The 11,623-nt window shown below is 68.9% G+C and carries 9 protein-coding genes and 1 pseudogene; 9 read left to right on the top strand and 1 reads right to left on the bottom strand.

The features are described 5' to 3' along the window. The first annotated feature begins 49 nt into the window (after positions 1-49). The 9 genes and pseudogenes from IPN47_15945 (at position 50) to dacB (ending at position 10,062) form a co-directional block, all read left to right on the top strand. A complete protein-coding gene (locus IPN47_15945) occupies positions 50-829 on the top strand; it encodes a serine/threonine protein kinase (protein MBK9409506.1) in 780 nt (259 codons plus the stop codon). A gap of 16 nt (positions 830-845) precedes the next feature. Beyond that, positions 846-2,462 (top strand): hypothetical protein, encoded by a 1,617-nt coding sequence (locus IPN47_15940; GenBank protein ID MBK9409505.1) that lies wholly within the window; start codon positions 846-848, stop codon positions 2,460-2,462. A 394-nt stretch (positions 2,463-2,856) separates the two neighbouring features. Then, on the top strand, positions 2,857-3,582 hold the full coding sequence (locus IPN47_15935; GenBank protein MBK9409504.1) for a M15 family metallopeptidase: 726 nt from the start codon (positions 2,857-2,859) through the stop codon (positions 3,580-3,582). Beyond that, positions 3,579-4,280 (top strand): murein tripeptide amidase MpaA, encoded by a 702-nt coding sequence (mpaA, locus tag IPN47_15930; protein ID MBK9409503.1) that lies wholly within the window; start codon positions 3,579-3,581, stop codon positions 4,278-4,280. The genes IPN47_15935 and mpaA overlap by 4 nt, the downstream gene beginning before the upstream one ends. Continuing rightward, positions 4,277-5,509, top strand: a complete 1,233-nt coding sequence (locus IPN47_15925; GenBank protein ID MBK9409502.1) for a spore maturation protein — start codon at positions 4,277-4,279, stop codon at positions 5,507-5,509. Before mpaA ends, IPN47_15925 begins: the two co-directional genes overlap by 4 nt. A gap of 117 nt (positions 5,510-5,626) precedes the next feature. Continuing rightward, on the top strand, positions 5,627-6,991 hold the full coding sequence (locus IPN47_15920; protein MBK9409501.1) for a UDP-N-acetylmuramate dehydrogenase: 1,365 nt from the start codon (positions 5,627-5,629) through the stop codon (positions 6,989-6,991). A gap of 34 nt (positions 6,992-7,025) precedes the next feature. After that, a complete protein-coding gene (locus IPN47_15915; GenBank protein ID MBK9409500.1) occupies positions 7,026-7,997 on the top strand; it encodes a hypothetical protein in 972 nt (323 codons plus the stop codon). Positions 7,998-8,043: 46 nt separating this feature from the next. After that, a pseudogene (locus tag IPN47_15910) lies at positions 8,044-8,253 on the top strand (hypothetical protein). A gap of 255 nt (positions 8,254-8,508) precedes the next feature. Then, entirely contained in the window at positions 8,509-10,062 is a 1,554-nt protein-coding gene (gene dacB / locus IPN47_15905) for a D-alanyl-D-alanine carboxypeptidase/D-alanyl-D-alanine-endopeptidase (protein ID MBK9409499.1), read from the top strand. 59 nt (positions 10,063-10,121) lie between these two features. On the opposite strand, the gene IPN47_15900 is transcribed toward dacB, so the two are convergent. Continuing rightward, positions 10,122-11,606, bottom strand: a complete 1,485-nt coding sequence (locus IPN47_15900) for an amidohydrolase family protein (protein ID MBK9409498.1) — start codon at positions 11,604-11,606, stop codon at positions 10,122-10,124. Positions 11,607-11,623: the final 17 nt, after the last annotated feature.

Here is an 11,623-nt window from a genome sequence, read left to right as displayed (position 1 = left end):
ACGACCCCATCGAGAACCAAACGACTGGACGCCTGAGCGCTGGGAGCGCGTGGCGCCGATACTCGAGCGCGTCGTCGAGCTTCCCGCGGGGGAGCGGGCCGCCTACCTCGACGCCGCGTGCAAAGGAGACCTGGCACTGCGAGCCGACGTCGAAGGACTGCTGACCGTCGCGACCGGCGAGCCGTTGTGGATCGACGAGGTGGCCTTCGAACGTTTCGACGCCCTCCTCCATGACGTGCAGAGAGCGGCCGATGCGCCTGACGACGATGCCATCGGGCGCCAGATCGGCCCCTTCCGCCTGCTGAGCGAGATCGGTCGCGGTGGCATGGGGGTGGTGTACCGGGCCGAGCGGTCGGACGCGCAGTTCCGGCAGCAGGTGGCGCTCAAGCTGATCAAGCGGGGGATGGACACCGACTTCGTGGTGCGCCGATTCCGCGCCGAGCGCCAGATCCTTGCCTCGCTCGCCCATCCCAACATCGCGCGCTTGCTCGATGGTGGGACCACCGACGACGGGCGCCCGTACTTCGTGATGGAGTACATCGAGGGCGAACCCATCGACCGTTACGCCCGGACGCACGCGTTGCCGCTGACGGCGCGCCTGGAGCTGTTCCTGCAGGTGTGCGACGCCGTGGGCTACGCGCACCAGCAGCTCGTGGTGCATCGCGATCTCAAGCCGCTCAACATCCTGGTCACGCCCGGCGACGTCCCCAAGCTCCTCGACTTCGGCATCGCCCGCATCCTGCAGGACGAGGGCGAGGGCGCCACCGGCACCGGCGTGCGGGCCCTTACGCCGGCGTACGCGAGCCCCGGAACAACTGGAAGGCAGTGACGTCTACTCGTTAGGTGTGATCCTGTATGAGTTGCTCACCGGCTCCCTGCCGCATGCCGTGCGAAGTCGCTCGCCCGACGACATGGCGCAGTCCATTCGCACCACGGAGCCGCCGCGCCCCAGTACCGTCGCGGCCGCGAGTGCCGGACGGATGCAGCGCGACTTGCGCGGCGACCTGGACAACATCGTCCTCATGGCGCTCCGCAAGGAGCCGCAGCGGCGCTACTCCTCGGTTGAACAACTGGCCGCCGACATCCGCCGGCACCTGGCCGGCCTCCCGGTCATCGCGCGCACCGACACGTTCCGGTATCGCGCCAGCAAGTTCGTGCAGCGCAACTCCGCAGCGGTCGCGATCTCCCTGATCGCCGCTCTGCTCCTGGTAACGGGGACGGCGGCGGTGGCCTGGCAAGCGCGCGTGGCCACACAAAACGCCGAGCGCGCCAATCGTCGCTTCGGGCAGCTGCGCACCCTGGCCCGATCGGTGCTCTTTGACTATCACGACGCGGTCGTCGACCTCCCCGGGTCGACCCCGGTGCGCGAACGCCTGGTCAAGGACGGTCTCGAGTACCTCGACAAACTCTCGGCAGAAGCGAGCGACGATCCGTCGTTGCAGCAGGAACTGGCAGCGGCGTACGAACGCATGGGGGACGTGCAGGGCGGAACGCTGGTGGCAAGCCTGGGGAACACCAGTGGCGCGATCGCGAGCTACCGCAAGGCGTTGTCGATCCTCGAACCCCTGCTGCGCCTCGACTCGACCCGCCTCGATACGCGCGGGGCGATCGCGCGCGTCTCACGCGACCTCGGGATGCTGCTGTGGGAGACGGGTGACCCGCAGCAGGCGCTGGCGCGCACGCGGCAATCGCTGCGCATGCTGGAGTCCGTGGCCAGGGCGAATCCCGCCCAGCAGGACCTGCGCCTCCGGCTCCACCAGAGTCACGACTACCTCGGCATGATCCTGGCCGGTGTTGGTGACAACAGCGGGGCCCGGCGCGAGTACCTGGCGGCGCTGGCCGCCATCGACTCCATGCCCCCCAACGAACGCGACGGGACGCCAGCGCGGCGTGGCTACTCGATTACGACCGAGCACCTGGGGATGCTCTTGCTCGACATGGCCGAACTCCCCGCCGCGCTGGACAATGTGCGTCGCTCCCTGGCGCTCCGCCGGGAGTTGGCCGCCGAGCAGCCGCTCAACGCCGACCTGCAACGCGCCGTCACCGTGGCGCTCTACAACCAGGGGACCAACCTCTGGAAGCGCGCATCGCTCATCGAGGCGCACGCCAAGATTGCGCAGACGGTTGCGCGCTCGGGCGTCGAGGACGACGCGGCGGTCATGCTGCGGGAGACGGTGTCCCTCATGGAGCGAACGACCGTCGACTCCACCGACGCCGTCATCCGCAGCTTCTTCGCCGAAACCTACAGCGGACTCGCGTCGGGCTATGTGGATCTCGTGCGCCGACGCGTCGGAAACGCGGCGGCCGCATGCCGACAGGCTCCCCCCCTCTTCCAGCGGGCGGTCGCCCTGTGGGGCGACATGGTGGCCAAGGGCACGGCCAGCGCCACCGACTCGGCGAAGCTCGCGGCAACCGTCGGCGCCCAGTCCGCTGCGTTAGGCGTGTGCCGGTCGGCCCGCTGAGCGGCGCGCCACCGACGCGGCGGCCGGAGGCGCGCTCTCCACCAGGTCGATGTCTCCCCGGTTTTCCATTTGGCCTGCGGGAATCCGTGCACCAGGGTGCGGGCGCAGACACCGCGAATCGTGGCACCGCACGGGCCGTCGGCACCAGTGCACGCCACGGCTCGTCCTCCCGCCGCCTCCCCTGGAGCCACCATGCGTTCGTTGCACCTCGTGCTGCAGCTGGCGATTGCCCTCTCCCTCCTGGCGTGCACGACCATCGACGCTCCCCTGGCCGCGGTCACGCGCGACGCCGTCGACGCCCCCACTCGTGGCGATGTTTCACACCTGGCCGACCTGAAGAACCAGGGCGAGGCTGGGGGTGGCGAGGACGGTGTCGAGGCGATACGGTCTCCGAATGGCTCTCGCCCCATGGACCGTCGAAGGCCTCGTTGGCCAGTCCGACCGCCACCTCTGCTCAGACGCCGACGGCACCCGACTCAGTGCACGGATGCACGTCGACGCCGTGCCGTCTTTCCTCGCACTCAAGGACGCGGCTGCCACGCGGGGCTTTGACTTCACGATTCTCAGTGCCTTCCGCCCCTTCGACCGCCAGCTTTCGATATGGAACCGCAAGGTGTCGGGCGAACTGGCCGTGCTGGACTCGTGGGGCGCGCCGCTCGACGTCGCGACGCTCTCGCCTCGCGAACTGGCCTTCGCCATCCTGCGCTGGTCGGCGCTCCCCGGCGCCTCACGTCACCACTGGGGGACCGACATCGACATCTATGATGCCGCACGGACCCCCGAGGGGTACGAGGTTCAGCTGCTCCCCGCCGAAGTGGAACGCGGCGGGATGCACGCCCCGCTGCACGAGTGGCTCGACACGCGCATCGCGACTGGCACGGCCTTCGGTTTCTATCGACCTTATGACGTCGATCGCGGCGGGGTGGCGCCGGAGCGGTGGCACCTGAGCTACGCCCCCATCGCCACAACATTCGCCAGTCTCCTCACCCCCGAACTGCTGCGTGCGACCATCGCCAGCGCGGAGATGCTCCTCAAGGACGTCGTGCTCGAACACCTGGACGAGATCTACGAACGCTTCGTGACCAACGTGAGCCCACCGCCTCAACCGACGGTCGCGTGACGGCACTGCGACCGCGTTCGGCATGGGGGACGATCCCGTGGGCGCCGGCGACGTACGGGCGGTCGGTGCTCGGCCTCCCGCTCGAGGTCTGGCGCCCCACGGGGCGCTGCGAGCTCCTGGTCTTCGCGTCGATCCATGGGGAGGAGCCTGAGACGACGTACGCGCTGTCGCGTGCGCTGCGGCAGCTGGCGGAGCCGTTGGCGCATGCGGCCGTGGTCCTCGCGGCCAATCCCGACGGGCTGGTACGCGGGACGCGCTGCAACGCGCGCGGGGTCGACCTCAACCGCAACTTCCCGTCGTCCAACTGGCAGGCGATGCCGGTGACCTGCCGCTCGACGATCGAGGATCCGAGCGACGTGGTGCTCTCCACGGGGGCGCACGCGGGGTCGGAGCCGGAGGTGCAGGCGCTCATCGCCCTCATCGGTGAGCTGCAGCCGGCGAGTGTCGTCGCGCTGCATGCCCCGCTCGCCTGCATCGACGATGCCAATGGCAGTGCGTTAGGCGCTCGCCTCGCTGCGCGCACGGGGATGCCCTTCGTGCGCGATGTGGGGTATCCCACGCCGGGATCGTTCGGCTCGTGGGGGGCGGAGCATGGCGTCCCGGTGATCACCTATGAATTCCCCCTTGCCGCCACGGAGGTGCTGATGCGCGACCACGTCCCGGTGCTCGTGGAGCTCCTGACCGGAACCCTCCCGTGACGCTCAACTACATCTGGCTCGGCTTCTTCCTCATCGCGCTCCTGGTGGGGCTCACGAAGCTCATCGTCCTGGGCGACACGATGGTCTTCACGACCATGGTGCAGGCCACCTTCGACTCGGCGAAGACCGGCTTCGAGATTTCGTTGGGGCTGACGGGGGTGCTGACGCTCTGGCTGGGGTTGATGAAGGTGGGGGAGAAGGGCGGTGCGATCGACATCATGGCGACCGTGGTGCGTCCCTTCTTCCGTCGCCTCTTTCCCGAGGTGCCGGCCGATCACCCGGCCATCGGGTCGATCATCATGAACTTCGCCGCCAACATGCTGGGGCTCGACAACGCGGCGACGCCGCTCGGGCTCAAGGCGATGAACGAACTGCAGGAGCTGAACCCCGAGAAGGACACGGCGACGAACGCACAGATCATGTTCCTCGTGCTCAACACCTCGGGGCTCACGGTGATCCCGATCAGCATCATGGTGTACCGGGCGCAGCTGGGGGCGGCGAACCCGTCGGACGTGTTCATCCCGATCCTCATCACGACGTACTTCGCGACACTGGTGGCGCTCATCTCGACGGCGTTGGTGCAGCGCATCAACCTGTTCGACAAGGTGATCCTCGCCTATCTCGTGGGCGTCACGGGGCTCATCGCCGCGGTGACCTGGTACTTCGCCGGGATCCCGCAGGAGCAGGTGCAAGCGATCTCCAACGTGGTGGCCAACGTCATCCTGTACGGCGTGATCTCGTCGTTCCTGATCATGTCGCTCGTGCGCAAGGTCAACGCATACGAGGCCTTCGTCGAAGGGGGGAAGGAAGGGTTCCAGGTCGCGATCCGGATCATCCCGTACCTCATCGCGATCCTCGTGGCTATCGGCGTCTTTCGTGCTTCGGGGACGCTCGACCTCATGGTGCAGGGGTTGAGCAGCCTGCTCGAGGCGCTGGGCTTCCGCAGCGATCTCGTGCCGGCGCTGCCGACGGCGCTCATGAAGCCGCTCAGCGGGAGCGGGGCGCGCGGGATGATGGTCGATGCGATGAAGACCTACGGCGCCGACTCGTTTGTCGGGCGCCTGGCGTCGACCTTCCAGGGGGCGACCGACACCACCTTCTACATCCTCGCGCTGTACTTCGGGGCGGTCGGAGTGCGCAAGACGCGCAATGCGGTGGCGCTCGGGCTGCTCGCCGACCTCGCCGGCGTGGTGGCGGCGATCTTCGTGGCATACATCTTCTGGGGCTAGGCCCCGATCGGGTCATACGTGACGGCACCTAACGACAGCGACAACGGCCACATCCTCACCGACATCGCCCCCGACGCCATCCGGCGGATCCACCTGGTGGGCGTCGCCGGGACCGGGATGGGGGCCTTTGCCGGGATGCTCAAGGCGGCGGGCTACACCGTCACCGGGAGCGACGAGAATGTCTACCCACCCATGAGCGACATGCTGCGCGAGTGGGGGATCGAGGTCTACACGCCGTATGCGCCGGAGAACCTCGACCGCGCACGCCCCGACCTGGTGATCATCGGGAACGTCATTCGCCGGGTGAACCCCGAAGCGACGGCGGTCCGCAGCCGCGGACTGCCACAGATGTCGTTCCCGGCGGCCTTCGGTGCCCTCGTCGCCGCGACGCGCCACAGCGTCGTCATCGCCGGGACGCACGGCAAGACGACCACCTCGGCGCTCATGGGGCACGTGCTCGCCGAGGCGGGGCTCGATCCGACCTTCCTGGTGGGCGGGGTGACGCTCAACTACGGCGGCAACTATCGGCTGGGGAAGGGGGCGCACGTCGTCGTCGAGGGAGACGAGTACGACACGGCGTACTGGGACAAGGGGCCCAAGTTCCTGCACTACCGCGCGCGCACCGCGCTGCTGACGAGCGTGGAGTTCGACCATGCCGACATCTACCGCGACATGGCGCACTACGAGTCCGCCTTCGAGAAGCTCGGGCACACGCTTCCCGCGGATGGCTGGTTGGGCGTGGCGGCGTCGTACCCGCGGGCGGTGGAACTGGCGCGCACCAGCACGACGGCACGCGTCGAGACCTATGCGTGGGAGCGCGAGGCCGACTATCGCGGGCACGACGCGCGCTTCAGCGAGGCGGGGACACGCTTCACCATCGACGGGCCGGGAGGAGAGACGGTCACGCTCGACCTCCCAATGACCGGCTACCACAACCTGGAGAACGCGACCGGCGTGTATGCCGCCGCGCGCTCGTTAGGGTTGTCGCCCGAGGCGATCGCGCGTGGGTTCGCGACGTTCAAGGGAGTCAAGCGCCGCCAGGAGCCGCGCGGCGAGGTGGACGGGGTGCTGGTCATCGATGACTTCGCGCACCACCCCACGGCGGTGCGCGAAACGATCCTCGCGCTGCGGCAGCGCTACCCGACGCGGCGCCTGTGGGCGGTCTTCGAGCCGCGCTCCAACACCTCGCGCCGCAACATCCACCAGCTGGAGTACTCCGAGGCCTTCGACCAGGCGAACGTGGTGTCGATCCGCCTCCCCGAGCCGCACGACAAGGTCCCCATCGACCAGCAACTCGACGTGCCGGCGATCGCGCGGGCCATCGCCGCTCGCGGAATCGAGGCGCACGCCGACGCCGATCCCGATGTGCTCATGCACCAGGTGGCGCAGGGGGCGCGCGCGGGTGATGTCGTGCTGGTGATGAGCAATGGCGCGTTTGGTGGTTTCATTCCGAAGCTGCTGGATGCGCTGAAGGGGCGCTAGGGCAACCGCATCATCACCAATCGTTATGACTCGCATGTCTCTCCTTCGCCTGCTCGTTCCCGCGCTCTCGGTGGCGTGTGCGGCGACGGCACGTGCGCAGCAGTCCGCGCCCACCGCGCTCAACTGGAATCCCCTGGATTCGGCGCACATCGCGTCACTGAGAAGCGGCGGGCATACGGTCGCCATGCCGAACGTGGTACTCTGGGCGCCGCGCGACTCCATCTCGCTGGACTCGCTGCGCGCGGTCGCCCGCCGCGTCGATGCGGGGATCGCGGCGCTGCGTGAGATGATCGGTGGCCCGTGGCCGTGGCAGCGCATCGGGACTCGCGCCATCGACTACTACCTGGTCCCCACGCGTGTGATCTCGCACGCCTCGGGGAAGGGCGCCGTCTTCATCAGCATCTGGCGCGTGCACCAGGGGGTCGCCCCGCTCCTGCACGAAGGGCTGCACGAGTTGCTGGAGCCACTCCCCCCGTTCATGCCGTGGGAGTACACCGATTCGCCGACACAGCGCCGAGTGACGGACGAGCAGCCGCTCTGGTTCCTCGAGGGATTTCCCGATCACCTGGCGCAGCTGGGTGCAGCCAAGGCGGGGATCGTCGAGGGCGACATCTTTGGCGTTGGCGCGAGCGATCGCGTCGACCGCGCGTGTGCCGATCGGCTCAAGGCTTCGCCGCATCGACAGGCCATCACCGAGGCGGTGGGGCGACCGGGACGTATGCAGATGCTGTTCACGACCCAGCGCACCGAGGTCGCCCCGATCTTCTATCCGTGCAGTCGATCGTTGGTGCGCCATCTGGTCGGCGTGACCGGATTGGCGTCGGCGGTGGCGCTCATGCCGGCCATCCAGCGCGGCGACTTTCCAGCGGCGGTCGAACGCGCCGCGGGGCGACCGCTCGAGAAGCTGCGCGCGGAGTGGCTGGCGGCGCTGGGGCTCGGCGAGGGCGGTGGAACTCCGCGGTCGCTGCCGGCGCCCGAACAGACGTCCCGCCCTGGTGCGCGCTGAGCGCGCCCGCCGAGCAGGCGACACCAACCCAAGTCACGAGCCCCGCATGCCATCGAAAGCCAAGCCGTCAGATGCACGCCACTCGCTCCCCGCCATCAGCGCCCCGGCCACGCGCGCGCTGACCGGCGCCGGCTATCGCTGCCTCGAGCAGTTGGCCGCGATCAGTGAGGGCGAACTGCTCGCGCTGCACGGCGTGGGGCCCAAGGCGATCCGCATCCTGCGCGAAGCGCTGGCGGCGCAGGGGATGACGTTCGCGTCCGCTCGGCCGTCGAAGGCACTGACGACCAGGAAGCCCGCCGCAGCGCCTACGCGTGCGAAAGGAGCCACCCGCCGGGGAAGGTCCGCTAGGCCACGCTGAGGATCGCGCAGGCGAGGCCGCGCTCAGACAGCGACGCGAGGACGACGCGGGCGAGCGTCGGTTTGACGGGTGCGCTCCCACGGGGCATGTTCTGCGCGATCCTCACGTCACATCCCGCGCCACATCCCGCGTCGCCCCGACCGCTCGCCGCCCATGCCTCGACACACCTGCCGACTGTCGTACGCTGCCCCCGTCGCGTTGATCGCGCTCTCCGCGACGCTCGCGCCGTCCCTAACCGCCCAGCCCGCGCCTAACGCGCGCATCCAGGCGGTGATGAATCGCCCCGAGTTCGCCCACGCGCACTGGGGGATGGAGTTCTACGACATCGCCAGCGGCAAGGTCGTCATGTCGCACAACGGCGACCGTCTCTTCGTCCCCGGTTCCACCACCAAGGTGGTGACGATGGCGACGGCGATGCAGACGTTGGGCCCCGACCATCGCTTCCATACGAAGGTCTATCGCACGGGTCCCATCCGGAACGGGATCGTGCAGGGCGACCTGGTGCTCGTCGCCAGCGGCGACCCCAACATCTCCAACCGGGTGCGCGACGGCGGCTACGCCTTCATCGACCAGGACCACTCGTACGGCGGGCAGCCGCTCGCCGCGGATCCGCTCACCACGCTGCGGCAGATGGCGCAGCAGGTGGCGTCGAAGGGGATCAAAGGGCTCACCGGGCAGGTGATCGTCGATGCGTCGCTCTTTCGCGAGGCGGGGCGCGAGCTCGGGACGCGCATCGCCCTCTCGCCGATGGTGGTGAACGACAACGTCATTGATATCGTCGTGGTGCCGGGACGCCGTGCGGGTGAGCCGGTCACGGTCACCGTGTCGCCCAAGACGTCGCTGCTCACCGTGCAGGCGTATCTCACGACGTCCGACTCGGGGACCGCCCCTGCGGTACGCATGGTCGAGGACAGCACCAACAAGGACCGACGCTTCCTCGTCGCCATGGGGACGGTCCCGGTGGGGCCGGCGTCGAACTCGCGCTGGGCCGTCCCGCAGCCTTCGCGCTTTGGCGAGATCACCTTCGCCGAGGTGCTCAACGATGCCGGCGTGGCCGCCATCCCGCGCCTGGCTTCGCGCCAGGTCGACGCGGCGGCGCTCGCCGCTCGTTATGCAGACTCGTTGCTGGTCGCCGAGCACGTCTCGTTGCCGCTGAACAAGGAGGCGGTCGTCCTCCTCAAGACGTCGCAGAACCTGCACGCCAGCAACTTCCCCCTCCTGCTCGGTGCGCTCAAGGGGAACGGCACGCGCAACGGCTTCGACATCGCCCGCGAGTGGCTGACGAGCGAAGGGCTCGACCTCAACGGCGCCGTGCAGGGCGATGGGGCCGGCGGCGATGCGTACTTCTCGCCGCGCTTCATGTCGCGCCTGCTGGCCAAGGTCTGGACCAAGCCGTGGGCGCAGGACTTCAAGATGGCGATGCCCACGCTGGGCAAGGACGGAACGCTGGCGCAGATCCAGGTCAACTCGCCGGGGGCCGGCAAGGTCTTCGCCAAGACGGGGACCTTCGGCTCGTTCGATCCGCTCAACCGCCGCCAGCTGATCCACGGCAAGGGACTGGCCGGCTTCTTCACGACGAAGAGCGGGCGCGAGATCGCCTTCGCGATCTACGTCAACAACGTCTCGGTCGCGTCGGGTGACCCGGCGGTCGTGGCGGGACAGGCGTTAGGCGAGGTGGCGTCGATCGCGTGGGAGTCGGTGAAGTAGTACCGCTGCTCGGTTCAAGTTCACGCGGGGCGACACGACGAGTGTCGCCCCGTGTGCGTCTAGGGGTTGTGCCATGCCTCGCGGCGCACCAGCCGCCCGCTCCCCGCATTCCCCACGACCTTTCCATCGGCCACCACCACCTCCCCGCGTCTCAGCACCGTCACCGGCCACCCCGTCACGCTCCACCCTTCATACGGGGAGTAGTCCGACTTGCCGTAGTCGTTGGCCGCCAGCACCGGCGCCGTACGCTTGGGGTCCCAGATGGCGATGTCGGCGTCGGCACCGGCGCGAATCACCCCCTTCTTGCCGTACAACCCGAAGATCTTCGCCGCGTTGGTCGACGTGGTCTCGACGAAGCGCGTGAGCGAGAGCTTCCGCTTGCCGACCCCTTCGGAGAAGTACATCGGGAGCATGAACTGCAGGTCGCTCGCACCGGGCCGCACGCGCGCGATGCTGAGTGCGGGGTCCATCTTTTGTTCGCGCGTCCACGGTGCGTGGTCGGTGGCCAGGACGTCGATGCGGCCGTCTATGAGGGCGCGGAACATCGCGTCGACGTCGGCGCGTGGGCGCAGCGGCGGCTGTCCGACGTACAGGCGATGGTCGGGGCCGCGCAGCTTCGATTCGTCGAGGTGGATGAAGAGCGGTCGCGTTTCGATGTACAGCGGGAGGCCGGCGGCGCGCGCCGGGCGACAGGCGTCGAGCGCCCGCGACGCCGACATGTGCACGAGGTACATCGGCGCCCCCGTGTCCTCGCATAACGAGGCCGCCTGTTGCGTCGCGGCCACTTCGGCGATCAGCGGGCGCGACTCGATGTAGTGCTCGAGCCCCGTCTTCCCCTCCGCGGTCAGGCGACGCACCGCCGCGTTGAGCAGCGCGCCGTCCTCGCAGTGCACCATCGTGACCACGCCAAGTGCGCGCGCGGCCTCCAGCGTCTTGATGACCTGCTCCATCTGCGCGCCGAAGTCGGGGCGCACCATGTAGAACTTGATGCTCGGCTGGCCGCGCTCGACGAGCGACGGGAGCGCGTTGATCAACGCGTCGTTTGGGGGCCATACGGACGAGTGCAGGATGACGTCGGCGATGGCCTCCGCCTGCACCGTCGCGCCCATCCGGTCGAGCGCAGCGACGATGGTCTCGTCGCGCCGCGGCGTCGAGAAGGTCCCGACGGTCGTGATCCCGCCCGCCAGCGCGGCCTGCGTGCCGCTCGTGAGGTCGTCGGCAAAGGACGGGTGCAGGTGCGTGTGCGGATCGATCCCGCCGGGCATGAGCAGCATCCCGTTCGCCTCGATCACCCGCGCGCCGGCCCCCGGCGTCAAGTTGCGTCCCACCTCAGTGATCTGCTCGCCGACGATGCGCACGTCGGCGGTGACCACGCCGTCGGCGTTGACGACGCGGCCGCCGCGGATGAGCAGTTCGCCGGCGCCAGATCGGCGACCACCGCCAGGAACAATGGCGTGGGCCGCGCGCGGGATCCCCACCGCCGATGCCACCCCGGCCGCGGCGAGGGTGCGAACCAGGGCGCGGCGCGAGATGTCAGCGGTCACGGGATGTTGTGCTGGAG

The organism is Gemmatimonadota bacterium, from assembly GCA_016719105.1.
GTDB lineage: Bacteria > Gemmatimonadota > Gemmatimonadetes > Gemmatimonadales > Gemmatimonadaceae > SCN-70-22.
The sequence above is the reverse complement of the archived record's forward strand: the minus strand, read 5'-3'. Positions and strand labels throughout refer to the sequence as shown.

What these genes read in the sequence shown, in the direction of transcription:
- IPN47_15920 (MBK9409501.1), top strand. Translation starts at nt 5,627, where the DNA reads ATGGGGGCCTTTGCCGGGATGCTCAAGGCGGCGGGCTACACCGTCACC.
- dacB (MBK9409499.1), top strand. Translation starts at nt 8,509, where the DNA reads ATGCCTCGACACACCTGCCGACTGTCGTACGCTGCCCCCGTCGCGTTG.
- IPN47_15915 (MBK9409500.1), top strand. Translation starts at nt 7,026, where the DNA reads ATGTCTCTCCTTCGCCTGCTCGTTCCCGCGCTCTCGGTGGCGTGTGCG.
- IPN47_15935 (MBK9409504.1), top strand. Translation starts at nt 2,857, where the DNA reads ATGGCTCTCGCCCCATGGACCGTCGAAGGCCTCGTTGGCCAGTCCGAC.